General features: G+C 59.0%; 25 protein-coding genes. 9 read left to right on the top strand and 16 right to left on the bottom strand.

Going from position 1 to position 22,003, the window contains the following annotated elements:
* Window positions 1-40 precede the first annotated feature (40 nt).
* From UM93_RS01515 to UM93_RS01505, 3 genes are all read right to left on the bottom strand, one after another.
* Entirely contained in the window at window positions 41-361 is a 321-nt protein-coding gene (locus tag UM93_RS01515) for a YlxR family protein (RefSeq protein WP_045073236.1), read from the bottom strand.
* A 109-nt stretch (window positions 362-470) separates the two neighbouring features.
* On the bottom strand, window positions 471-1,442 hold the full coding sequence (gene nusA, locus UM93_RS01510) for a transcription termination factor NusA (RefSeq protein ID WP_045073235.1): 972 nt from the start codon (window positions 1,440-1,442) through the stop codon (window positions 471-473).
* A 1-nt stretch (window position 1,443) separates the two neighbouring features.
* The gene (locus tag UM93_RS01505) at window positions 1,444-2,007 is read right to left on the bottom strand and encodes a ribosome maturation factor RimP (RefSeq protein WP_157874070.1); all 564 of its coding nucleotides are present in this window, start codon (window positions 2,005-2,007) and stop codon (window positions 1,444-1,446) included.
* A 117-nt stretch (window positions 2,008-2,124) separates the two neighbouring features.
* Between UM93_RS01505 and UM93_RS01500 the strand changes: the two genes are divergently transcribed.
* Together UM93_RS01500 and UM93_RS01495 are read left to right on the top strand one after the other, a co-directional pair.
* Window positions 2,125-4,044, top strand: coding sequence for a DUF4439 domain-containing protein (locus tag UM93_RS01500; protein ID WP_045073233.1), 1,920 nt, complete (start codon window positions 2,125-2,127; stop codon window positions 4,042-4,044).
* Window positions 4,044-5,042: an aminoglycoside phosphotransferase family protein gene (locus UM93_RS01495; RefSeq protein WP_045073231.1), complete on the top strand. Its 999-nt coding sequence runs from the start codon at window positions 4,044-4,046 to the stop codon at window positions 5,040-5,042. Before UM93_RS01500 ends, UM93_RS01495 begins: the two co-directional genes overlap by 1 nt.
* 38 nt (window positions 5,043-5,080) lie before the next feature.
* Here UM93_RS01495 and UM93_RS01490 read toward each other — a convergent pair whose 3' ends face one another.
* Together UM93_RS01490 and UM93_RS01485 are read right to left on the bottom strand one after the other, a co-directional pair.
* Entirely contained in the window at window positions 5,081-5,887 is an 807-nt protein-coding gene (locus UM93_RS01490) for a sulfite exporter TauE/SafE family protein (RefSeq protein ID WP_045073230.1), read from the bottom strand.
* A 12-nt stretch (window positions 5,888-5,899) separates the two neighbouring features.
* Window positions 5,900-7,705, bottom strand: a complete 1,806-nt coding sequence (locus UM93_RS01485; RefSeq protein WP_045073228.1) for a proline--tRNA ligase — start codon at window positions 7,703-7,705, stop codon at window positions 5,900-5,902.
* A 103-nt stretch (window positions 7,706-7,808) separates the two neighbouring features.
* On the opposite strand from UM93_RS01485, the gene UM93_RS01480 reads away from it, so the two are divergent.
* Genes UM93_RS01480 through UM93_RS01460 form a run of 5 tightly spaced genes read left to right on the top strand, consistent with a single transcriptional unit; the run spans window position 7,809 to window position 10,997 of the window.
* A complete protein-coding gene (locus tag UM93_RS01480; RefSeq protein WP_045073226.1) occupies window positions 7,809-8,447 on the top strand; it encodes a PadR family transcriptional regulator in 639 nt (212 codons plus the stop codon).
* Window positions 8,448-8,495: 48 nt separating this feature from the next.
* Window positions 8,496-9,266, top strand: a complete 771-nt coding sequence (locus tag UM93_RS01475; protein WP_045073225.1) for an ABC transporter ATP-binding protein — start codon at window positions 8,496-8,498, stop codon at window positions 9,264-9,266.
* 8 nt (window positions 9,267-9,274) lie between these two features.
* Entirely contained in the window at window positions 9,275-10,015 is a 741-nt protein-coding gene (locus UM93_RS01470) for an ABC transporter permease (protein WP_082057229.1), read from the top strand.
* On the top strand, window positions 10,015-10,689 hold the full coding sequence (locus UM93_RS01465; protein ID WP_045073222.1) for a TetR/AcrR family transcriptional regulator: 675 nt from the start codon (window positions 10,015-10,017) through the stop codon (window positions 10,687-10,689). The genes UM93_RS01470 and UM93_RS01465 overlap by 1 nt, the downstream gene beginning before the upstream one ends.
* Before the next feature lie 32 nt (window positions 10,690-10,721).
* The gene (locus UM93_RS01460) at window positions 10,722-10,997 is read left to right on the top strand and encodes a hypothetical protein (RefSeq protein ID WP_157874069.1); all 276 of its coding nucleotides are present in this window, start codon (window positions 10,722-10,724) and stop codon (window positions 10,995-10,997) included.
* A gap of 15 nt (window positions 10,998-11,012) precedes the next feature.
* Here UM93_RS01460 and UM93_RS16955 read toward each other — a convergent pair whose 3' ends face one another.
* Window positions 11,013-11,588: a TetR/AcrR family transcriptional regulator gene (locus UM93_RS16955; RefSeq protein WP_052663499.1), complete on the bottom strand. Its 576-nt coding sequence runs from the start codon at window positions 11,586-11,588 to the stop codon at window positions 11,013-11,015.
* 64 nt (window positions 11,589-11,652) lie between these two features.
* On the opposite strand from UM93_RS16955, the gene UM93_RS01450 reads away from it, so the two are divergent.
* Window positions 11,653-12,579 carry an alpha/beta fold hydrolase gene (locus UM93_RS01450; RefSeq protein WP_045073219.1) on the top strand — a complete coding sequence of 309 codons (927 nt, stop codon included), beginning with the start codon at window positions 11,653-11,655 and terminating at the stop codon, window positions 12,577-12,579.
* Between the two features lie 16 nt (window positions 12,580-12,595).
* Here the strand turns inward: UM93_RS01450 and UM93_RS01445 are convergent, their stop codons facing one another.
* From UM93_RS01445 to dxr, 7 genes are all read right to left on the bottom strand, one after another.
* Entirely contained in the window at window positions 12,596-13,495 is a 900-nt protein-coding gene (locus UM93_RS01445) for a GNAT family N-acetyltransferase (protein ID WP_045076684.1), read from the bottom strand.
* A complete protein-coding gene (gene ispG / locus UM93_RS01440; protein ID WP_045073217.1) occupies window positions 13,449-14,624 on the bottom strand; it encodes a flavodoxin-dependent (E)-4-hydroxy-3-methylbut-2-enyl-diphosphate synthase in 1,176 nt (391 codons plus the stop codon). The genes UM93_RS01445 and ispG overlap by 47 nt, the downstream gene beginning before the upstream one ends.
* 88 nt (window positions 14,625-14,712) lie before the next feature.
* The gene (locus UM93_RS01435) at window positions 14,713-15,003 is read right to left on the bottom strand and encodes a YciI family protein (protein WP_045073216.1); all 291 of its coding nucleotides are present in this window, start codon (window positions 15,001-15,003) and stop codon (window positions 14,713-14,715) included.
* Window positions 15,004-15,097: 94 nt separating this feature from the next.
* Window positions 15,098-15,631 (bottom strand): hypothetical protein, encoded by a 534-nt coding sequence (locus UM93_RS01430; protein ID WP_045073214.1) that lies wholly within the window; start codon window positions 15,629-15,631, stop codon window positions 15,098-15,100.
* 38 nt (window positions 15,632-15,669) lie between these two features.
* Window positions 15,670-16,275 carry a MarR family transcriptional regulator gene (locus UM93_RS01425; RefSeq protein ID WP_324606755.1) on the bottom strand — a complete coding sequence of 202 codons (606 nt, stop codon included), beginning with the start codon at window positions 16,273-16,275 and terminating at the stop codon, window positions 15,670-15,672.
* 68 nt (window positions 16,276-16,343) lie between these two features.
* Window positions 16,344-17,732, bottom strand: a complete 1,389-nt coding sequence (locus UM93_RS01420; protein ID WP_045073211.1) for a M50 family metallopeptidase — start codon at window positions 17,730-17,732, stop codon at window positions 16,344-16,346.
* A gap of 14 nt (window positions 17,733-17,746) precedes the next feature.
* The gene (gene dxr / locus UM93_RS01415) at window positions 17,747-18,970 is read right to left on the bottom strand and encodes a 1-deoxy-D-xylulose-5-phosphate reductoisomerase (RefSeq protein WP_045073209.1); all 1,224 of its coding nucleotides are present in this window, start codon (window positions 18,968-18,970) and stop codon (window positions 17,747-17,749) included.
* Between the two features lie 82 nt (window positions 18,971-19,052).
* Between dxr and UM93_RS01410 the strand changes: the two genes are divergently transcribed.
* On the top strand, window positions 19,053-19,847 hold the full coding sequence (locus tag UM93_RS01410; protein ID WP_045073208.1) for an isocitrate lyase/PEP mutase family protein: 795 nt from the start codon (window positions 19,053-19,055) through the stop codon (window positions 19,845-19,847).
* 95 nt (window positions 19,848-19,942) lie between these two features.
* On the opposite strand, the gene UM93_RS01405 is transcribed toward UM93_RS01410, so the two are convergent.
* Genes UM93_RS01405 through UM93_RS01395 form a run of 3 tightly spaced genes read right to left on the bottom strand, consistent with a single transcriptional unit; the run spans window position 19,943 to window position 22,003 of the window.
* Window positions 19,943-20,782, bottom strand: coding sequence for an HpcH/HpaI aldolase/citrate lyase family protein (locus UM93_RS01405; protein WP_045073207.1), 840 nt, complete (start codon window positions 20,780-20,782; stop codon window positions 19,943-19,945).
* A gap of 2 nt (window positions 20,783-20,784) precedes the next feature.
* The gene (locus UM93_RS01400) at window positions 20,785-21,336 is read right to left on the bottom strand and encodes a MaoC family dehydratase (protein ID WP_045073206.1); all 552 of its coding nucleotides are present in this window, start codon (window positions 21,334-21,336) and stop codon (window positions 20,785-20,787) included.
* Complete coding sequence (locus tag UM93_RS01395; RefSeq protein ID WP_045073205.1) at window positions 21,329-22,003, bottom strand: CoA transferase subunit B; 675 nt, start codon at window positions 22,001-22,003, stop codon at window positions 21,329-21,331. The genes UM93_RS01400 and UM93_RS01395 overlap by 8 nt, the downstream gene beginning before the upstream one ends.

The following is a 22,003-nucleotide window of genomic DNA, read 5'->3' as shown; positions in this document are numbered from 1 at the left end:
GCAGATTGGCACTCATCGCTGGGTACTCATCGGGTTTCCATCAGTTTTCTGACCCGCTTTCAGCTTGGATAAGTTCGTTTTGTACTATCACTGTGCGCAACTGCCCCTCTACTTCCTTGGCATTCACCTGAGCTTTGAAAGCTCTGGCAAAGCCACCTCGTTTAAGCGCCAGCGCCAGACAATCCAGATCTGGATGCAACCAAGCACCCCGACCAGCTATCCGACGTTCAAGATCCAGCGCCAGCACAGTGGGACCGTTCTTGACTACGCGTAGCAACATTGGCTGAGCATCTCGCCGACGGCATCCCACGCACGTACGCGTTGGTGTATTGGACACTACAAAACCTTCTGCTACACCCATCACGAACAACGGAGGACGCCGAAGTCGAAAAACTCGGCCTTAGCTATTCTAGCCCTCCGGCCTGCCTAGCAGCCAATCACTACCCTTGGAGGATTTGAGTTCGGGAAAATTACTCGGCGACGGCATCGGAAATAATGTCGATGCGCCAGCCGGTCAGCTTGGCCGCTAGTCGAGCGTTCTGGCCTTCTTTGCCGATCGCCAGCGAAAGCTGGTAATCAGGCACGATCACCCGAGCCGAGCGGGCGGCCTCATCAACAATGGTCACCGAGTTAACGCGTGATGGCGAGAGCGAATTGGCAATAAAGGTCGCCGGATCATCGCTGAAATCGACGATGTCGATCTTCTCATCGTTCAATTCATTCATCACCGCACGCACCCGAGCGCCCATCTCACCGATGCATGCCCCTTTGGCATTAATACCGGGTTGATTAGCCTTCACCGCGATCTTGGTGCGGTGCCCGGCTTCTCGGGCGAGTGCCACGATCTCCACTGACTTATCGGCGATCTCCGGCACCTCGAGTTCGAAGAGCTTCCGGACCAGCCCCGGATGGGAACGCGAAAGCGTGATTGACGGGCCTTTCGGACCTCGATGCACGTCAATCACGTAGGCACGCAGTCGATTCCCGTGTGGGTAACGCTCGCCTGGCGCTTGTTCGGTGGGCGGCAGCACTGCTTCCACGGTGCCGAGGTTGACCTGTACCATATTCGGGTTGTGGCCCTGTTGGATCTGGCCGGAGACCAGCTCGCCCTCTTTGCCACGGAACTCGCCGAGCACATTATCGTCCTCGACATCACGTAGGCGCTGCAAAATGATTTGCCGAGCAGTGCTGGCAGCGATTCTCCCGAAGCCCGCCGGGGTATCGTCGAACTCACCCACCACGGAGCCGTCATCATCGAGTTCAGCCGCCCAGATGGTAACGTGGCCGCTCTTTCGATCCAGTTCCGCCCGAGCCCGTTCATAGGCTCCCGCCGTTTTGTGATAGGCGACCAAAAGCGCCTGTTCAATGGTCGGGATGAGTTTATCCAGCGGAATCTCACGTTCGCGCTCCAGCAAACGCAGCGCGCTCATGTCAATATCCATCTCAATCCTGACCTTTCTGGCCGGATTCGTCTCCGGCCGGTTCATACGGTTCAACCGCGTCTAAACGAGCAAATTCCACCTCAACATTGCCTCGACGAATCTTCGAGAACTCAATGAACACCGGATCCAGGATTTTCGGCTTCATCCCCTTTTTGACGATTCGTTCCTCGCGAATCGTCACACCATCGTCCTCCACACCAACGAGTCGAGCAGTGGGATTGTCCCCCTCAAACAAGTTGACCCTGACGATGTGCCCCAATGCCCGGCGCCAATGCCTTAACTCGGTCAGCGGTCGGCTGACTCCGGGCGAGGAGACCTCCAAATCGTAGGCTCTGCCATCGTCTTCCGGGTCGTCATCGAGAGCAGCCCCCACTAACTGTGAGACCTCCGCAATGGTGTCCAAGGCGACACTGCCGCTACGATTTTCCGGCAGATCGACTACTACTTGGATGATGCGATGATCACCGGTGTGCTGGATGGTGACCTCTTCGAGGTAGAGGTCTTGCTCATTCACGAGGGGTTCAAGCAGCGCAAAAAGCCGCTGCGACCGATCCGGCTTGGACATTCTCAAAGCCTTCCTGCGCCCTTGCGGGCCCCACGTGATGATGTTGTAGGTATCTAGCCTACCAATCCTTCGGCCTTCCGGGTGTGCCCTCAAGTGCATTGGCGGCACGAACATGGCATGATCATAGCCGTGAATGACCCGGCGGCACCGCAAAATCAGCGAGACCCTGAAAATCCCGAGGGTGCCGCGCCAGCCAGCCCTGAAGCCGGTATCACGCCTCGCATTATCACCACGAAGCGGGGTAAATCTCGCCGTGCCAGTGCCGCCGCTGGCACCCCCAACTCGACCGGACTCAGCCCGCTGATCCTCGTTCCAGCCGATGCGGTCGATCAGCCAGCTGAGACTGAATCTCAGACTGAAACGACCTCGGCAACTACTAAGACCGGCCTAGACACCGTCACAACAGCTGGCGAGGAGCCAACGGCGGCGAGCAATGAGAACGTTCAAGGAGCCGGTACGCTCGCGGAAAGTGGCGGGACGAGGACGGAAACCGAGCAGCTTTCTGGACCGGTCGACCGAACCGGGTCTACAGAGACCACAGAGCCAGCTGAATCTAGCGAGTCAACTGAACCTGAGGAAGTACCCGCAGCAACAGCGCCAGAGGAGCCGGTTCGCGTTGACTCGTCTCAGTCGGCTGAAGCAAGCGGCGCTTCAGAGCTCGGGCGGCTAGCGTCAGCTGAAACAGCAGCACACGAGGTCGCTCAAGCGAGCGACCTAGCCGAACCGGCGGCTGCGCTTCTCGACGCCGACTTCCTGTCCGATCCCAGCTTGGCCAACGACCTCGATCTGAGCGGTGAACCGGCCTTCCTGCAGGCACCGGAGCGGGTCAGTGAGGCTACCGAGCCGTCGGTGGAGCCGGTCAAACCAGTTGAACCAGCCGAGCCAATGGAACCAGTCGACTCAGCTGAACCGCTGGGCGCCTCGGCCCCGACGCCAAGCACTGAGCCGACAGCTGAAGTAGCACCGCTCACCCGGCAATCGCTACGTGCTCGGGAAGCTGCCAGAGAACACGCCAAAGACATCGAGCGCCCGGAGCGCAAAACTGGCCGCACGATACTGGCCTGGGGCCGACGTTCACTGCTCTTGCTACTGATCGCTGTGTTGGTTGTGGCGATCGGCAGTACCGTCACGACTAAGGCCCCGCTTGGTCCATCCGAGACCGAATTGGCCAGAGTCAAGACGCTGAGCGAAACTACGGTGCTGCTTGAACAGGCGAAACTACTCAACGCGAGACCTGCCTCCAGCACACTGACGCCAGCGCTGAAAACTTCGCTGAACACCCTGGACGCAGCGGTGCAGGCCTTGACCATTCCTGGCACCGCCTCGGCGAGTCCCAGCGCCACGCCGACCTCGGCTACGACACCCTCGATTTCGGGTTTCTTGAAGGGGCTGGAACAGCAGGCAGCCAAAAATCTGGAGACCGCGGGCCGGGTTGATCCGGGGCTTGCCCGGTTGCTTGCCTCGATAGGTGCCGGTGAGGCCATTGCAAGCCAGTACCTCGCCCAGCTCGGCGGGATCCCGCAAAGTGCGCCGAGCTTTGCCGCACCCGCCGTCGACGCACCCGCTTCGAGTTGCCCTAACCCTAGCGCCGCTGCCAGTGATCAATCGGCTCAGCCGGATCAGCAGGGCCAGGTAAATCAGCAGCAGGCTCTGAACGCTGTTGAGCTAGCCGAGCAGAAGGCTGTCTACGCCTACCAAGTAGCCGCCACCAGATTGGGAACTCCGGCGGCCGCCGATTCAGCACTCAAGCTGTTAGCGGCTCACCAGGAAACGTTGGGAGAGGTTCGACAACAATTGAGCTCGCGTTGCCAGCAACTGCCTGCACAGCAGGCAGGCTTTGGCTTGAGTGCGGCCTTCCTGGCTGCGCCTAACACCGAGCTCAGCAGCCTGGAAACTCAGCTTGCTGCGGTGTACGGGGATCTGATCGCCCTCAGCGACGGCAGCCTGCGCAAGTGGGCAATCGGCCAGCTGCTCAATACCAGCCGTCAGGCACTCATCTTTGCCGCGCCGAAAGCTGCCCTGCCGGGAATGTCATGATGAGCGTGCCAATCCCGGAGGATCTGCAACGGCGCTACAGTAACACCGCCGAGCGGCGGGCCTGGTTAGCCAGGTTGCCGCAGTTGTTGCACAACGCCTATCACCGCTGGAAGGTGCAGCCCGAGCTGGCTCCTGGTCAGCAGCCCTGGAACGGATTCACCGGTATTGCGGTCCCGGTGTCAGCTGACGATGGCAGTGCTGCCGTGATTAAAATTTCTTTCCCCTACGAAGACATCGCCCATGAACCTGACACGCTCAAGCTTTGGCAGGGACGCGGCGCGGTGCGGCTGTTGCAGCATGATCGAACGGATCGGGCTATGTTGCTGGAGCGGCTGGACTCCGACCGCTGGTTACAGTCAGCGCCTCTTGAGCAGGCCATCTCGGTCTGGGGGACGTTAGTGAGGAAACTGTCGATCAGCCCTGATCAGCGGCCGGAATGGCTAAGTATTCCCTCGCTGGCCGAACAGACTGAACGCTGGAACGACGAACTGCCGCAACGCTGGAAAGAGCTAGCCGAGCCGTTCCCGCGCTGGCTTTTAGAGGCCGCGCTTGAAGTATGCCAGACTCGCGGGGCGGTGAGCCGCCGTGAAAGCCACGACGTCCTCGTGCACGCCGACCTGCACGGTATGAACATTCTCGCCAGGCCCGGTACCAGCGGTTGGCAGGCCGACGATTTCCTGGCCATTGACCCGCAGGGCATGGTTGGTGAAGCCGAGTTTTCGGTGATGCCGATGCTGTCCAACCGGCTTTCCGATCTGCCGGTGCAGAATCCTGAGCTGGGCCTGCTGGATCGGTTGAACATGCTCTGCGAGGCGGCGGGCCTGGACGTTGAGGTGGCCAGACAATGGACTATTGCCCGCGAGGTCGAGGACGCCTTATGGTACGCCTCAAAGCGCGATCACCAGAGGGATCTCAACCGCTCCTTGTGGTTGTCCAGCACCCTAGCGGGCCGCACGATCCAAGGTTTACCGCACCCGCACAGCCTGGAGATCAGCTAGGCCAAGCCCATCACAGCGGACCCTAGCGCCCTAACGCGTTAGCGCCCAGCGTGCAGCACGTTCTCCTGCCAGACATCCCAGCCGAGTTTGATAATCAGCACCGCCACTACCGCGAGGAAAACCACTCGGATGAATCCGCTGCCTTTGCGTACCGCCATCCGGGAGCCCAGATAACCACCAGCCATATTGGCCGCACCGGCCAAGAGCCCTAAGCCCCACAAAATGGAGCCGTGTGGCAGGAAGAACAGCAGCGCGCCCGCATTGGTCGCCATATTTACGATCTTCGCCTTGGCGCTGGCTTCCAGGAAGGCATAGCCCATTAGACTCACCAACGCGATCACTAAAAACGATCCGGTGCCCGGGCCAAGCAGGCCATCGTAGAAGCCAATCGCAGCCCCAATCAGGCAGGCCAGCAGGTAATGCCGATGTCCGGAGTGTTTGAGCGCGGTGTGCGCACCGAGGCTCGGCTTGAGCGCGGTGAAAATGGCCACCGCGATCAAGGCCAGCACAATAATCGGCTTGAAGACCGATTGCGGCAGGTTCGCGGCCACCACAGCACCGGCGAAACTGCCGCCCAGGGCGATCAGCGCCATCGGAATAGCAGTTCTCAGGTCCGGACCAACCCGGCGGTAATAGGTGACCGAACTCGTGGTGGTTCCGAAAATGGAACCCATTTTATTGGTGGCAAGGGCCTGCACCGGGGTGATGCCGGGAACCATCAGCATCACCGGCAGCATAATCAATCCCCCACCACCCACCACGGCGTCTACCCAACCTGCCGCCAGCCCGGCGACCAGGATGAGCAAAATCGTGTAAAACTGGATGTCCTCAAAGCCGGAGAGCATCAAGTGCCTGGCTCAGAGCGAGTCGCGGAGCGTGAGTACCTGCTGCACTACTTGCTCTAGCGGCACGTTTTCGGTTTCGCCGCTGCTCCGATTCTTCAACTCGACCACACCGTCCACCAGACCGCGACCTACCGCGAGAATCATCGGCACACCGATCAGCTCGGCATCGCCGAACTTCACCCCGGGAGAAACCTTCGGTCGGTCATCGAAGAGCACTTCTAGACCTGCCGCTTCGAGTTCGTTGGCAAGTTTTTCGGCGGCTTCGAAGACCGCGGCATCCTTACCGACCGCGACCAGATGAACTTCGGCCGGGGCGACAGCGATCGGCCAGACCAGGCCCTTATCATCGTGGTACTTCTCGGCTATTGCGGCGACCGCACGAGTCACCCCGACGCCGTAGGAACCCATTGTCACGACTACCTGCTTGCCATTTTGGTCGAGCACCTTGAGATCGAAGATCTCGGCATATTTACGACCCAATTGGAAAACGTGGCCCATCTCGATGCCTCGAGCGATTTCTAGGGGACCACTGCCATCCGGTGCTTCGTCACCTTCACGAACCTCAACCGCTTCAATCACGCCGTCCCAGCCGAAATCACGGCCGGCTACTAGGCCGAAGACATGCTTACCGGCTTGATTTGCCCCGGTGATCCACCGGCTGCCGCTGACCACTCGCGGATCAACCAGGTAGAGCAGCTTGCTACTGCCTTCCAGGCCGAGCACCGGATTCGCCAGATCCAGGCCGGGGCCAATATAGCCCTTGACCAGCAGCGGATTTTTCTTCAGATCCGCTTCGTTTGCCGCCTCTACCTCCACCTCGCCGCCAAGGCCCAGGTGGGAGGAGATATTCGCTTCAATTCTCTTCAGGTCGACTCCTCGATCCCCCGGCACGCCGATTACTACAAGCTGACGTTCGCCGCCGGGCAGATCGATCGCCAGCACCACATTCTTCAGGGTGTCCGCACCGGTATAGGCAACTCCGTCGGCACGCGGCGCAAGTTGATTAGCTGCAGCGACCAGAGTCTCAATAGTGGGGGTATCTGGGGTGTCTCGAACCTCGGCGGCAGCAAAATCCGTATAGTCGATATCCGCCGGTACTACCGTGCTGACCGCCTCGACATTGGCCGCGTAGCCGGCGGTTGAGCGCACGAAGGTGTCTTCGCCGACCGGCGTCGGGTGCAGGAACTCTTCACTCCTTGAGCCACCCATCGCACCAGAGGTGGCCTTGACGGCGATGATTTCAAGGCCCAATCGCTCAAAAATCTTAAAGTAGGCAGCCCGATGCGCCTGGTAACTGTTCTCCAGTCCGTCATCATCAATATCGAAGGAGTAAGAATCCTTCATGATGAACTCACGGCCACGCATCAAGCCCGCCCGAGGCCGCGCTTCATCACGGTACTTGGTTTGGATCTGGAACAGGCTGAGCGGCAGATCTTTATAGGAAGAGTAAAGATCTTTCACCAACAGGGTGAACATTTCTTCGTGCGTTGGAGCCAGCAAGTAGTCGTTCTCTTTACGGTCCTTGAGCCGGAAGATGCCATCGCCGTATTCGGTCCAGCGATTGGTGGCTTCGTAGGGTTCACGCGGTAGCAACGCTGGAAAATGGACTTCCTGAGAACCAATAGCCGCCATTTCTTGGCGAACAATCTGCTCCGCCTTGCCGAGTACCTTGAGCCCCATCGGCAACCAGCTATAGATTCCCGGCGCAGCGCGGCGAATATAGCCAGCCCGTACCAGCAACTTATGGCTGGCGACTTCGGCGTCCACTGGGTCTTCGCGCAAGGTGCGCAGGAAAAGCTGGGAAAGGCGAAGTACCACCGATGTGGCTCCCTTCTGGTTCGTTCACGCTATTCGGATGAAAAGCCACTACTAATCTACCGTCAGCTAGGGCTCCAGAAGAACGCTGCCTTAAACTCAGTGCATGGCTCCCTACTCCACTCGGTTATTGGTGCTCGGCGTGGTCCGGATTTTTCAACCAGCGCACGGTTATCTATTGCTACAAGAGCTGAACTCTTGGCAAGTGGATCGCTGGGCCAATGTGAAGCCTGGTTCGATCTATTCAGCTCTGCGGACTCTAGCGAAAGAAGGGCTGCTCGAGGTCGTCCAGGCTGAGCAGGACGATTCGGTAGCAAAGGCCTCCTACCAGATCACTGAGGCCGGTTTGACGGAGTTCAGCCAGCTCTTTCGCCAGTCAATCGCCGATGTAGCATCACCAACCATTGCCACCAGCATGGCGGGCATCGCTTTTTTACCCTTTTTCAACCGCGCGGAGGTGACCGAATTGCTGCGCGAGCGTGCTTCCCGTTTGGAACGAGGGCTGCAGGCCGAGTCTGCGGCCATCGCGCAACTCTCCCAGGGCCAGCCAGATGTCCCGCCGCATGTCTTGGAGCATCATTTGTTCTCGGTGGAGCTATTGCGCGGAAATCTGAACTGGACAGCAGCTGCCCTGAACAGAATCGAGAGCGGCGACTACGCCTTCGCGGGCGAACCCCCGGTCTGGTCACCTCCGGCTGACGATCCGATCTGGGGCAACTCACGTCAACCCATCGACAAGACCTAAGTGCCGATCTAAAATAAATTCATCGCTCGATGAATTTAGGCGGTTACGATGGCAGCTTCACGGAACACTCAGTCTTCTCCTCTGACTCCTCCACTGGGCTCGCCCTCGGCTGTCGCGGCACAGCAGCTCAGCGTTCAGAAGGGCCGTCTCAGCATCCTTAAGGAGCTGAGTTTCTCGCTAGCAGAAGGCAGTCTCACCGGTTTACTGGGTCCTTCGGGGGCCGGAAAAACCACCCTGATGCGCATCATAGTGGGCGTACAAAAGATCACCGGAGGCAAGGTCAGCGTGCTTGGCCAGCAGGCCGGCAGCGCCAAGCTGCGCGGTCGAATCGGCTATGTCAGTCAGGCTGCCAGCGTCTACCGGGATCTCAGCGTGCTGGACAACGTGAGATATTTTGGTCGGCTACTCGGCGCGAACCGTACCGCAGTACTTAATGCCTTGGAAGACGTCGGGCTCGCTCAGCTCAGGCAGCGCCGCGCCGGTTCGCTCTCCGGTGGTGAACTTGGTCGGGTATCCCTCGCTTGCGCTTTACTCGGAAACCCCAGCTTGTTGGTAATGGACGAACCAACGGTCGGCCTAGACCCGCTATTGCGCGCTCAGTTGTGGGAGCATTTTCGCTCGCTGAGCAATCGCGGCTGCACGCTGTTGATCTCCAGCCATGTGATGGAAGAAGCCAGTCACTGTGACTCGCTTCTGCTCTTACGACAGGGCGAATTGCTCTCCCAACTAACTCCTGAGCAGTTGCGAGAAAACGGAAAGAGCGAGGATCTAGAACTCGCTTTTCTACAGCTGATCAAAACCCACCAGGAGGAATCATGAGCCCCTCGATGAGCTGGGCAACCACCATTCGAGTGCTCGGGCAGCTACGCCGCGACCCACGCAGCATTGCCCTGATTCTGGTCCTGCCAGCCGCGCTGCTCAGCGCGATTTACTTCCTTTTTGAAAATGAGCGGCTAGCTCCCGGAGCGCCTCGCAGTTTCGACCGAATCGGCCTGATCATGCTGGCCATTTTCCCCTTCGTAGTGATGTTCCTGGTCACTTCCATCACAATGCTGCGCGAGCGTACCTCCGGCACCCTGGAACGGCTAATGACCACGCCAATCCACAAAGCGGATCTGATCATCGGCTATGCCCTCGCCTTCTCCCTGATGGCCATCCTGCAAACCTTGGTGGCAACTCTCATCGCGTACTGGTGGTTCGGTCTGAACATCATCGGCCCGCCGGGGTTCGTCATCCTGGTGGCCGTGCTGAACGCCGTCCTCGGGGTAGCGCTGGGCCTGTTTTGCTCAGCCTTCGCACGAACCGAGTTCCAGGCCGTACAGTTCATGCCCCTCGTGGTGATTCCTCAATTGCTACTCTGCGGCTTATTTGTCGCCCGGGACCAGATGAATGACGTGCTGCAAGCCGCCGCCCGAGTAATGCCCTTGAGTTACTCAGTGGAAGCGCTCGGCGAAGTGGCGAGTCATCAACAGATTACCGGCACCTTGCAGCTCGATTTGGTGGTTTTGGCTGCTATTGTCGTGGCCATGCTCATCCTTGCCTCGCTCACCTTGCGCCGTAAAAGCTAATGACTCAAGAGAACGTCAGTCCGAAGCGTGGTCGGCGGCGCGGCGGTGAAGACACTCGTGAGTTGATCCTCAGTGCCGCTCGCGAGTTGTTCGCCGAATCAAGCTTTGAAGGCGTCAGCCTGCGCCAGATTGCCCGGCACGCCGGAGTTGATTCGGCCTTGGTGCATCACTATTTCGAGTCCAAAGAAGCGCTGTTCACAGCCTGCGTGGAACTACCCGCCGACCCTCTGGCGGTGTTAGCAACAGTGGCTCACAGTTCCCCGGAACAGCGAGCGGAAAGCTTGATCCGCGCGGTGCTGGGCCTTTGGGATTCCTCGGCACGGCCGGCACTACTTGCCCTGGTGAACTCGGCAATCAGCTCTCCGCTCAGGGCATCATTGGTGCGACAGGTGATGAATAGGCTGCTGATGCCGCAGGTCACTGCCGGGCTAGATGGCAGTCCGGCAGAGCTCAGGCTTCGAGGCAATCTGGTGATCAGCCAGCTACTCGGGGTGATTGTGGCCCGGCATGTGGTCAAAATTGAGCCATTGGCCTCGGCGTCGATTACCGAGCTGGTGCACTGGACGGCTCCGACCATCCAGCGCTATCTGACCGGTGAAATCACTCAAGAGCCAAACTCAGATGATCGCAATGGGCAGTACTCCCCATCGCAGCCCGAATCCCTCAGGCCCTAGGCTGGATAGATGAGAAGCTGGGGAGGACGCCGGTGAGCGAAAATATGCTGGGCGCCGATCCCGAAGAGCTACGAGCGCTGGCCCGGGAGATGTCGCAGCGTGCTGATCAGTTACGGGAAGCACGAGCCACCCTCAGCGCTAAGGTCAATGGCCCACTGCAGTGGCACGGCCCAGATGCTTTCTTCTTCAAGCATGCCTGGAATTCCTCACACGCACCGACCTTGCATAAGGCAGCGGAAATGTTGCTCGAAGCGTCAAGACGGCTCCAGCAACAAGCTCAGGATCAGCAGGATACCAGCTCCAGCTAGAGCTGCTCGCCGCCCCTATTCGGTGACAAACTCGCTCACCGCCTTGTCCAGCAGAGCTTCCGCCTGAACGAGACTGAGTTGCTGCAAAAGCAGTTGTTCGGTGCACTCGGCCAGCAGCCCAATCAACATATTGGCCAGCAGAGCAGCTCGGCCCGGCGGCTGGCCAACTAATTCTTCGATGAGTCCCTCGACTAACTCGGCAAACTGAGTACGGGCCAGAATGTACTGGCCCCTCATCTCGGTATCGGCCAGCGAACGGGCCAAGATAGCCCTCCCAGCCAGCACGTCCCGCAGCGCTGAATCATCACCGGGTAACAGGCAGCAGAGAACTTTTTGTAGCCTGAGCGTCGGGGTGGGCGAAGCTAGCGCCTGAGTAATACGGCTATCAATCCGACCATGCAGGGCTTGGCCTGCGGCATCAAGTAGCTCTTCCCGGCTGGCGAAGTAATGCTGAAGCATCCCCCGGGACACCTTCGCCTCAGCAGCCACCGTGCTGTAAGTGACAGCGTCAGTGCCACTTTGCGACAACAGCGAAAGCACATGCTCCGCAATGCTGCGGCGGCGCTCACCCTCGTCAACGATCTTTGGCATACCCTCACTCCTTTTAACGTTATGATCATATTGTAAAAATTCTTCTCGAGAAAGTTCAGACCTGATGAGCGAACCAGCCACCGCAAATATCGGTGTTCAGTTCAAACACCGCGGACTCGGGTATTTCACTAACTTGGTGGGCGCCAACAACTATTTCTCCGCCTACCAAGACGGCCTTGAACAGCTTCCGGAGCCAACGGCGCATTGGGATATTGTCACCGACTTCGGTACAGTCCGGGTCTATCGTTTCGGTACTGACGGGCGCACCCCCTTAGTGCTGCTGCCTGGCCGACAAGCGGCGACGCCGCTCTGGCGAGCAAATCTGCCCACCCTGATGGCGCTGCGCACCGTGTACACCATTGATCTATTGGGAGAACCTGGTTATAGCGTGCAGCAGCGACCGATCACCACTGATGCGGAGCAGGCCAGCTGGCTTGATCAGGTGCTGAAGGCCCTGGAACTGCCCAAGGTGCATCTTTTGGGGCTCTCTATTGGCGGCTGGACGGCGATCAACTACGGCCTGCATTATCCGGATCGAATCGCCTCGATGACCCTTCTCGATCCCGCGATGAGCTTTGCCCCGGTCAGTCTCAAGATGATTCTGGTCTCACTTGGCTCGGTCTTCCCATGGTTGCCTCAATCGCTGAGGCATCGACTGTTGAGCTGGATGTCTGGCGGCGCGCGATCTTCCGATGAGCTACCCGAAGGCAGACTGATCTCCTTAGGGATGAGCGAATTCACGCTGCGTCTTCCGACACCGAGACCGTTCTCTGAGCAACAACTTCGAGCTTTAGACGTACCAGTGTTGGCGGTCATCGCTGGCCGGAGCATTATCCAAAACCCGCAACGGGCGCTGCAAACTGCTAACACCACCTTGCCGCAAGGCACTGTGGAATTCTGGCCAGAGGCGTCGCACGCCCTCAATGGTGAATACCCGGAACTCATTGCACGCCAGACGGCTCAGCTCATTGCGCGAGTCGATTCCGCTTAGCACCCCAGCGAGCTGCCTAGAAAAGCACAGTGGCGAAGGTACCAACTCTCTTAAACCCCACCTTTTGATAACTCGCGTAGGCCCGTCGATTGTAGTCATTGACGTAGAGACTGACGGTTGGCGTCAGCCGTCGGGCCAGCCGCACCACTGCGGCCATGTAGCCATGGCTGAGGCCTCGCCCACGCAACTCCGGACGGAGCCAAACCCCCTGGACCTGGCTGACCGCTTGCGAAACCGCACCAAGATCGGCCTTAAAAATCACCTCTCCTGCCCCGTCAAGATGACTGAAAGAGTGACCCTGCCTGATCAATGAGGCAACCCTGCGCCGGTAGAAATCTTCGCCTGCACTGTAGGGCGAGTAACCAACTTCTTCCTCAAACATTGCCGCTGCAGCGGGCAGAATACGATCAAAATCCGCCATCTCGCTGACCCGCAGTTCGGGGGTAGCGGATAACTGAGAATCTTGATCAATAGCCATCAACGGCTGACAAGCGCGCACTTCTGCCGCCCTGGCACCGTTGCTATGCATGCGCTGGAAAATACCGAGCACTGCGTCCGCCGGACCATAAATGCTGGCATGTTTGCGGCCTAGGGCACTGAGGTACTCACCAAAATGTGGCGCCAATTCGGCGCTCATCTCAATCGGAATTACATTGCTGCCCACCCAGCAGGCCGCGAGCAACTGCCCCGCATCGTCGAAATAACCGATTGTCTGCACACCCAGCAAGCCTGGCACGGCGCTGCCATAGTGTTCCAACTGCGAGGCCATGAACACGTTGGCTATCGGATCTCGATCCACCAACTCACGCAACAACTCGGTATCCGGGTCGGTGAGGACCCGAATAGCCGATTCGTTCGCCCGGGCGAACCTAGGAGACGCTGACCACGGGAGAACCCTTGACGCCGCCTTGGCCATCAGCTCCACCCGCCTCTTCTATCTCCTCGGCAATCCGCATTGCTTCCTCAATGAGTGTCTCAACAATTTGGTCCTCGGGAACAGTCTTAATGACTTCTCCCTTCACGAAAATCTGGCCCTTGCCATTACCGGAAGCCACTCCTAGGTCGGCTTCGCGAGCTTCACCAGGCCCATTTACCACACAGCCCATGACGGCCACCCGGAGCGGAACTTCCATTCCTTCCAAGCCGGTTGTCACCTGTTCAGCCAAAGTATAAACATCCACTTGCGCCCGCCCACATGACGGGCAGGAGACAATTTCCAGCTTGCGCGGGCGCAGGTTCAGTGACTGCAGAATCTGATTGCCGACCTTGATTTCTTCTACTGGCGGAGCGGAGAGCGAAACCCGGATGGTGTCGCCGATCCCCTTCGAGAGCAGTGCACCAAAGGCAGTGGCCGACTTAATCGTGCCCTGGAAGGCCGGACCTGCTTCGGTAACGCCAAGATGCAGCGGCCAGTCACCGCGTTCGGCGAGCAGTTCGTAGGCGCGAACCATCACTACCGGGTCATTGTGCTTGACCGAGATTTTGAAGTCGTGGAAGTCATGCTCTTCAAAGAGCGAAGCTTCCCAGACCGCACTTTCGACCAGCGCCTCCGGGGTCGCCTTGCCGTATTTCTGCATTAAGCGCGGATCAAGTGAACCAGCGTTCACGCCAATCCGGATCGACACACCATGGTCTTTAGCAGCCTGGGCGATCTCTTTGACTTGATCGTCGAATTTGCGGATATTACCGGGGTTCACGCGGACCGCTGCGCAGCCGGCTTCAATCGCGGCGAAAACATATTTTGGCTGAAAGTGAATATCCGCAATGACCGGGATCTGTGATTTCTTAGCAATGATCGGCAGTGCTTCAGCATCATCGGCGGAGGGGCAAGCGACCCGCACAATATCGCAACCGGAAGCGGTGAGTTCGGCGATCTGCTGCAGTGTGGCATTGATATCAGTGGTCGGTGTGGTGGTCATTGACTGCACGCTGATCGGCGATTCAGAACCGACTCCCACTGAACCGACCTTGATCTGCCGAGTCTTCCTCCGCGGGGCTAACACCGGCGGCGGTGCAGCGGGCATACCCAAACTGACTGATGTCATTACTGTGACTCCGTTACATGCTTTGCGTTCTGCCGAATCGACGGTTGCCGCCCGACGAGCACACTCTCTATTCTAAGCTTCCTCAAGCTCAGAGGTATTCCTTGAGCAGACCAATGATTGGGTTCCAGGCTTTGATTTGATGCCCGGTAATGCAGCCTTGAATCGCGAAAGGGTCCTGGGTCAAAAGATCTTCTAGCTCTTCGATGGTTTCGGCACGGAAGATGATCAGTGCCCCGCTACCATCTGGATAAGGTCCGGAAACCAAGATTTTCCCTGCCTCAACCTGACTACTCAGCCAGTTTCGATGTTCCGGTCGATGCTGATCGCGGGCCGCCGCGGTCTCGGCGACATAAGTGTATTCAACGGCATAAACGCTCATCCTCTCAGCCTACACAGCCGCTTCGCGGGGCGGACCGGATGTCGGCAATCTCACCTCTGCTTCATTCCTCCGACGCCCTGCGCTGAGCTGATGCTTAGAGAATTCCGATCAGCCAACGCGCCGCGATGCCAATCAGAGTGGCGAAAATCATCGAGCTCAGGGTGCCAATAATGAATCGTTCGCTGGCTGCCGGACTTTCCTTGAGTTCTGGGTACCGCCCCAGCCCTTTGACAGCTATCACGTAGGCAATCGCTACTGGCTGATCGAAGACCAGGCAAAGCACTACGGCGAGCCGCTCTAGGATACCGATAAGCAAGCCACCGCGAAGCACCTTCACACCAACCACTTCAGATGCTGCCGCTGACCCCTGTTGGGCCCCGCTCTGCTCACCCCTGCCAGGCTCGACCTTCTGCGGTTCGGCCGGGTTAAGTTCGGCAGTGACAGAGTCAGCACTCGTCGACTCAGCAACCACTGCTGGTTCCGGTTCGGCCACGGTGGCCTGTTCCGACGAAACAGCCTCGGCAGCCCGGTGATCGACGCTGCGCGCAAGTTTAAGCACCAGAGTAGTCAGCGGCCAGCCCAGAAAACCAGCTATCAGCAATGCCCCGATAATGATCAGTACGGTCATGACAACAGCCTACTTTCGTCTGGTCCAAGCGGTCGGGATCAACTCCACTCAGCCACCGTTTGATCTGCCAGTTCCAGTAATAACGCTGCCGCCTCCCGGCCGGACCACTCCTCAAGCCAACCGGAGCGCCGGACCGCATTGCTGACCGCCTGAGGACTGAGCTTGAGCGACTCCGCCACCTCGGCCTGAGTACCTCGTTGACCGGGTGTGAGCTGATCGAGAATCCGCCATTCTGCCGCGCTTCGCGCCATCACCAGGCCGCCCAGTAATCGCAATACAGATTCAGCGGCATCGATCTGCTTGCTGGGAATGGCGCCATAAACACTCACCGGCACCCGGTTGCCTGATTTTTTGGCTCGTTCGACGGCTTCTCGAGCAGCAATAAACGCGCCGCCTTGCGCTTCCCGGGAATGCTGAGGCAATGGCTGTCGCACCTCACCAACTCCAATGCCGATATGCCACCCGCCGTCCCTTAGCGCCAGCATCGTCGCCTCGACCACGGAATTGGCATCCTCGAGCACGCCCTGCAATTCGTCTCCGATGGAACGCTCAAAGGCCAACAGCGTTGATACCCCGGAAAGGCGCTCGATGAGGACTGGTACCCGGTCGACGCTCTCTCGGCTATTGCGTTGATCTATCGTCATCACGAACATAGATCAACTATATTCGCTTGATATTCTGAAATCAAACCTTTTTGCTTGATTATAGAAAATCAACCAAAAAGGTTAACGGGCTTCACGATATCGGCGTAGATCAGCAGCGCACCCATCACCAGCAGTACTGAGGCGACCACATAGGTGAGCGGTAGCAGCTTGGCAATATCGAAGGGGCCTGGATCTTTCCGTTTGAAAAGCTTGGCTAACCGGCGCCGCACCGCCTCATAGAGCGCCCCAGCTACGTGCCCCCCGTCAAGGGGCAAAAGTGGGATGAGGTTGAAGACGAAAAGCGCGAAGTTCAGCCCAGCCATCAAACCGAGCAAGGTGGCGAACCGTGCGCTCAACGGCACGTCCTCCATGGCTGCTACCTGTCCAGCAACCCGACCCACGCCAACCACCGAGACCGGGCCGTTTGGATCTCGTGGCGCCGAGCTAAAGGCCGCCTGCGCCACGGCGACAAGGCGTTGCGGCAGATTCACCACGACCCCTGCAACCTGGGCAATATTATTTCCCACGGTCGGCAGCACCGCGGTGATCGGTTGTTGCACATTCTCACTACTGGGGCTAACTCCAATAAACCCGACGTCCTGGGTCAGCACCTTTCCGGCGGCATCTTTCTCCGGTGTTCCCGCGGCGGTGAGCACTGGACGCGCGGTGAGCACCGGGGTGATATTCAGCTGCACCGCTTTGCCGTTGCGTTGCACGGTGAGTTGAACTGACTTTCCCGCCGAGCTGCGGATCCAGGAGGTCAGCTCGTCCCAGCCCGTCACCTGCTTGCCATCGAAGGAAGTAATGGTGTCGCCCGGCAGTAATTTGGCGGCAGCAGCCGGAGTCGGGGTGCAATTCTTCGGATCCGGCGTTGCCTCGCCTTCTTTGATCTGGCAAGCGTTCACGACGGCAAGCGTGGTGGTGGCCTGAGCGGTACCAAACCCCATCAACAGCACCCCCATTAGCACGGTGCCGATCAGCAAGTTCATGAACGGACCGCCGAGCATAATGATGATCTTTTTCCAGACCGGGAGTTTGTAAAACACCCGGTTCTCATCCTCGGGACCGACCTCTTCATGGGCCATGGCCCGGGCATCGGTGGCGAGTTGCTCGAAGCGACCCGATTTGCGCTGTCTGCTGACCCGTTGCGCGGCACCAGATTCGGCCAAGGTTTGGAACATTCCGGTGCTGGAGGGCCGGACGCTACCGTCTTCTTTATTGGGCGGGTACATCCCAATCATGGCCACATAACCACCCGCCGGAATGGCTTTAATGCCGTACTCCGTCTCGCCCTTTTTCTTCGACCACAAAGTCGGCCCGAAGCCGATCATGTACCGGGTGACACGCACCTTGAAAAGCTTGGCGGGCACCAAATGGCCGACCTCGTGTAGCGCGATTGAAATGCCGACCGCAAAGACGACAAAAAGCACGCCAAGAATAAAAAGCAATACCGTCACAGTGAATCTTCCAACTAGTTCTCTCCGGCTAAACGTTCCTGAGCCCGCCGTCGTGCCCAGATTTCAGCTTCTAGTACCGCCTCCAGGGTAAGCCCGGAGAGCGATGCTTGCGCTGAGTGTTCGCTGAGCACCGCTTCAACGGTATCGACGATGTCGAGGAATCCGATGCTCCCCTGGTGGAAAGCTAGCACGGCTTCTTCGTTGGCAGCATTGAAAACCGCGGGGTGGGTACCACCCTGTTTGGCCGCGTCCTTAGCTAGCTCCACAGCGGGAAAGGCCTGGTGGTCCAGCGGCTCAAAGGTCCACTCGGTAGCCTGGCTCCAGTCACACGGCTGGGCAGCGCCGCGCACCCGCTCCGGCCAGGCCAGGCCTAAGGCAATGGGTAGCCGCATATCCGGCGGCGAAGCCTGAGCAATGGTGGAGCCATCGATGAACTGCACCATTGAGTGCACCACCGACTGTGGGTGCACCACAACGTCAATGCGGTCCAGCGGCACATCGAAAAGCAAATGTGCCTCGATCAGTTCTAGACCCTTATTCACCAGGGTGGCCGAGTTGGTAGTGACCATCAACCCCATATCCCAGGTGGGATGTTTGAGTGCCTGTTCCGGAGTCACCTGACTGAGTTCGTGGCGCTTCTTGCCTCGGAACGGGCCACCGGAAGCGGTCAGGATCAACCGTTCGATCTCTGCTGCAGTGCCGGAACGCAACGCCTGGGCAATCGCTGAATGTTCTGAATCAACCGGCACTAACTGCGCGCCGTACTCACGGGCGGCGTCCTTCACTAATTGACCACCGACAATTAGCGATTCTTTATTGGCCAGAGCTAGGGTGTTGCCTGCCCGCAGAGCGGCGAGCGTTGGAGCGAGCCCAATGGAACCGGTGATGCCATTGAGCACCACGTCGACGTCAAGGCCAGCCAACACCGTAGAGGCGTGCGGCCCGACCTCGATCTGGGGCCGGTAGCCCGGGGCTAAACTTTCTAGTCGCTCGCTGAGCTCCTGCACGTTTCCCTTGGCAAGACCGAGCACTGCGGCACGCGTCGCCACCGCCTGCTGGGCGAAAAGCTCCAGATTTGCGCCACCAGCGCTCAGCGCCGTGATCAGAAATCTCGGGGCGCCATCTTCATGGAAGGCCGCTTTGATCACCTCGAGCGCCTGGGTTCCAATCGAACCCGTGGAACCCAGGATGGCAACCCGGCGGCTCGGTGAACCCTGACCAGCTGTATCAATTGACATGCTCCCAGTATCCCGCACCACAAGATGACGAAGTGAGCAGGGACACCTTGGGTCGCGGGCTGGTTCCGCGTAGCGTGGAGCTATGACTACAGCACAGACCGCAGCAAACAATGCCAAGGGACAGCGCCTGATCGAGCTCCACCAGGCTCCGGAACTACTTCAAGTAATCAACGTCTGGGACGTCATTTCTGCCAAGGTGATCAGTGATCTTGACGGCACTCAGGCGCTGGCCACCGCCAGTCACTCGATTGCCGCTTCGCTCGGTTACGAAGATGGCGAGAATATCCCGCGTGAACTGATGATCGAGGCAGTAGGCCGAATCGCGACGGCCACTGATTTACCGGTTAGCGCTGATCTGGAAGCCGGCTATGGCGATGCCGGCGAGACCATTCGGCAGGCCATCGGCGTCGGCATCGTCGGCGCGAACCTTGAGGATCAGCTCAAACCCTTTGACGAAGCCGTTGCCGCGGTTCGGGCTGCGGTCAAGGCTGCCTCCGATGAAGGCGTGAGTTTCGCGCTCAACGCGCGCACCGATGTCTTCGTGAAGGGCGGCCCGGAGGCGAATAAGGAGGAGCAGATCACCGAGGCAATCAAGCGCGGCAAAGCCTTCCTCGACGAAGGCGCCACCAATGTCTTCGTGCCCGGACTGTTCGATGAGGCCACGGTGACGGCGTTGGTTGACGGCTTGGGCCACAATAAGCTCTCGGTGATCGGCCTGCCTGGTTCGCTCGCGCCGGCCAAACTTACCGAATTGGGAGTCAGTCGGATTTCCTACGGCCCGCTCACCCAACGCTTGGCACTGACCGCCCTGCAGGCCGCAGCGCAGGACCTACTGGCCGGCGGCGTGCTCCCGGACGGCATTAAGCCGCTCAACTAAGTCCCTCCCTCACCCTCGCGTTCGTTGGTTTGTCTCGGATTCGCTAGTAATTACTAGCGAATCCGAGACTTAACCGCGAACTCAGCGGGGTGGGGCTAGGCTTGGCTGGCCCGGCGTAGGGTGGCTTGGGCGTGCTTGAGTACGGGTCCGTCGATCATCTTGCCGTCGAACTGGAAGACGCCGTTGCTGGCGGCCTCGGCGGCCTCAAGTAGCGCCCGGGCGCGGTCAATTTCTGCTTCGCTCGGCGCATAGCCTTGCCGAATCACAGCGGCCTGACTCGGGTGGATGCACGCGGTAGCAGCGAAGCCCGAGGCGACAGCATCGGCGACTTCTGCGGCCAGGCCTGCGGTGTCCGGGATGTTCAGGTAAACAGCGTCGATGGCTGCTTTGCCGAAGGCTCCGGCGGCGAGTAACACCTGCGAACGAGCTTGCAGTGCCACCGCACGGTAGCTGCCGTCATCATGCCGTGAAGATGAGCCGCCGAGCGAAGCCAGCAGATCTTCCGCTCCCCACATCAGACCCACAACGTTCGGCTCTTGGGCAATCTCAGCGGCGCGGACCACACCGAGCGCTGTCTCGCAGAGCGCAAGCACTCTGAGTGAGGCGCGTGGTTGCACGCCGTGATCGGCAATCAGTCTCAGCTGCTCGGCAGATTCCGCCTTGGCGAGCATCACGGTGCGGTACTCGGTCCGCAATACCGCATCGAGGTCGAGCGCGAAGTCGGAGGTGTCCGCGGCATTGATCCGCACAATGGCTCGCTCCGGATCAAGCGGGTTCTCAATCAGGTATTTCCGCGCCTGCGCTTTTGCTTCCGGGGCGACAGCATCCTCCAAATCAAGAATGACGGCGTCCGCGCGTTCGGCCGCTTTGAGATAACGCTCCGGTCGATCCGCCGGGCAGAACAGAATCGCCGGACCCATCGTAAAGGTTTCCATGATTAGGCTTCCTTCGGAATCGGCGTAACAGCAGCCTCAGCATTGGCCCACATCAGGCAGCTCCTAGTCGCCTCGGCCACCAACACTCCGTCTTGGTTCCTGCCGACGAGCTTCATGGTGGCAATGCCTTGACCGGGGCGAGAGGCCGAGAGCCGCTTTTCGGTCACCACCGTCTCGGCGTAGAGCGTGTCACCGTGAAATACCGGGTGCGGGAAGCGCACATCGGTCAACCCGAGCTGGCCAATAATGGTGCCCTGGGTGAGCTGAGCCACCGAGAGACCAACCACCGTGGAAAGCGTAAACATCGAGTTCACCAGCCGCTGTCCGAAGGGCTGCTTGGCGCTCCAGGCAGCATCCAGGTGCAAGGACTGAGTGTTCATGGTGAGCGTGGTGAAGAGCACGTTATCCGCCTCGGTGACGGTGCGGCCGGGACGATGTGCATAGACAACTCCGGTCTGCAACTCATCGAGAAACAACCCGCGCTGTTCAATCACCGGCAGCGCGGTTTCACTTGTCTTGGAACTCGTTGCCTCAGCGCCGGTCGATTCAGACATTCGACGCAGCCTCCGATAATTCGATCCGCAACGGCGCGGCGGTGGCGGCAACGACCTCGCCTACCGAAACACCGGGCGCGGTTTCGCGTAGCACCAAGCCCTCATCCGGGACTACCTCGATCACTGCCAAATCGGTGATGATCAGATCAACACAACCCTTGCCGGTGAGTGGCAGGGTGCATTCAGTCAAGATTTTAGGATTGCCCAGTTTGTCAGTGTGCTCCATCATCACAATGAGCTTTTTAGCGCCAAAGACCAGGTCCATTGCGCCGCCCATGCCCTTGACCATTTTGCCGGGAATCATCCAATTGGCCAGGTCGCCGTTCTGTGCCACCTCCATCGCGCCGAGCACCGCAACGTCGACGTGCCCGCCGCGCACCATGCCAAAGGAAGCAGCCGAATCAAAGAAGGCAGCGCCCTTATTGACGGTGACGGTTTCCTTGCCGGCATTGATCAGATCCGGGTCGACAGCGTCCTCGGTGGGGTAAGGTCCGGTGCCCAGAATGCCGTTCTCGGAGTGCAGCACCACCTCAACACCAGCCGGGATGTAGTTCGGAATCAGCGTCGGCATGCCAATACCCAGATTCACGTACTGGCCATTTTCCAGTTCTTGGGCGACCCGGGCAGCGAGTTCGTTTCGGCTCAGTCTTTTTGTTTCCGCAGCCAT

The organism is Psychromicrobium lacuslunae (assembly GCF_000950575.1).
GTDB lineage: Bacteria > Actinomycetota > Actinomycetes > Actinomycetales > Micrococcaceae > Renibacterium > Renibacterium lacuslunae.
The sequence above is the reverse complement of the archived record's forward strand: the minus strand, read 5'-3'. Positions and strand labels throughout refer to the sequence as shown.

What these genes read in the sequence shown, in the direction of transcription:
- UM93_RS01480 (WP_045073226.1), top strand. Translation starts at nt 7,809, where the DNA reads ATGGCTCCCTACTCCACTCGGTTATTGGTGCTCGGCGTGGTCCGGATT.
- ispG (WP_045073217.1), bottom strand. Translation starts at nt 14,624, where the DNA reads ATGACATCAGTCAGTTTGGGTATGCCCGCTGCACCGCCGCCGGTGTTA.
- UM93_RS01495 (WP_045073231.1), top strand. Translation starts at nt 4,044, where the DNA reads ATGAGCGTGCCAATCCCGGAGGATCTGCAACGGCGCTACAGTAACACC.
- UM93_RS01430 (WP_045073214.1), bottom strand. Translation starts at nt 15,631, where the DNA reads ATGACCGTACTGATCATTATCGGGGCATTGCTGATAGCTGGTTTTCTG.
- UM93_RS01465 (WP_045073222.1), top strand. Translation starts at nt 10,015, where the DNA reads ATGACTCAAGAGAACGTCAGTCCGAAGCGTGGTCGGCGGCGCGGCGGT.
- UM93_RS01475 (WP_045073225.1), top strand. Translation starts at nt 8,496, where the DNA reads ATGGCAGCTTCACGGAACACTCAGTCTTCTCCTCTGACTCCTCCACTG.
- UM93_RS01410 (WP_045073208.1), top strand. Translation starts at nt 19,053, where the DNA reads ATGACTACAGCACAGACCGCAGCAAACAATGCCAAGGGACAGCGCCTG.
- UM93_RS01445 (WP_045076684.1), bottom strand. Translation starts at nt 13,495, where the DNA reads ATGGCCAAGGCGGCGTCAAGGGTTCTCCCGTGGTCAGCGTCTCCTAGG.
- UM93_RS01500 (WP_045073233.1), top strand. Translation starts at nt 2,125, where the DNA reads ATGATCATAGCCGTGAATGACCCGGCGGCACCGCAAAATCAGCGAGAC.
- UM93_RS01470 (WP_082057229.1), top strand. Translation starts at nt 9,275, where the DNA reads ATGAGCTGGGCAACCACCATTCGAGTGCTCGGGCAGCTACGCCGCGAC.
- UM93_RS01505 (WP_157874070.1), bottom strand. Translation starts at nt 2,007, where the DNA reads ATGTCCAAGCCGGATCGGTCGCAGCGGCTTTTTGCGCTGCTTGAACCC.
- UM93_RS01425 (WP_324606755.1), bottom strand. Translation starts at nt 16,275, where the DNA reads ATGACGATAGATCAACGCAATAGCCGAGAGAGCGTCGACCGGGTACCA.
- UM93_RS01435 (WP_045073216.1), bottom strand. Translation starts at nt 15,003, where the DNA reads ATGAGCGTTTATGCCGTTGAATACACTTATGTCGCCGAGACCGCGGCG.
- UM93_RS01450 (WP_045073219.1), top strand. Translation starts at nt 11,653, where the DNA reads ATGAGCGAACCAGCCACCGCAAATATCGGTGTTCAGTTCAAACACCGC.
- UM93_RS16955 (WP_052663499.1), bottom strand. Translation starts at nt 11,588, where the DNA reads ATGCCAAAGATCGTTGACGAGGGTGAGCGCCGCCGCAGCATTGCGGAG.
- UM93_RS01395 (WP_045073205.1), bottom strand. Translation starts at nt 22,003, where the DNA reads ATGGCTGCGGAAACAAAAAGACTGAGCCGAAACGAACTCGCTGCCCGG.
- UM93_RS01400 (WP_045073206.1), bottom strand. Translation starts at nt 21,336, where the DNA reads ATGTCTGAATCGACCGGCGCTGAGGCAACGAGTTCCAAGACAAGTGAA.
- UM93_RS01490 (WP_045073230.1), bottom strand. Translation starts at nt 5,887, where the DNA reads ATGCTCTCCGGCTTTGAGGACATCCAGTTTTACACGATTTTGCTCATC.
- UM93_RS01405 (WP_045073207.1), bottom strand. Translation starts at nt 20,782, where the DNA reads ATGGAAACCTTTACGATGGGTCCGGCGATTCTGTTCTGCCCGGCGGAT.
- UM93_RS01515 (WP_045073236.1), bottom strand. Translation starts at nt 361, where the DNA reads ATGGGTGTAGCAGAAGGTTTTGTAGTGTCCAATACACCAACGCGTACG.
- nusA (WP_045073235.1), bottom strand. Translation starts at nt 1,442, where the DNA reads ATGGATATTGACATGAGCGCGCTGCGTTTGCTGGAGCGCGAACGTGAG.
- dxr (WP_045073209.1), bottom strand. Translation starts at nt 18,970, where the DNA reads ATGTCAATTGATACAGCTGGTCAGGGTTCACCGAGCCGCCGGGTTGCC.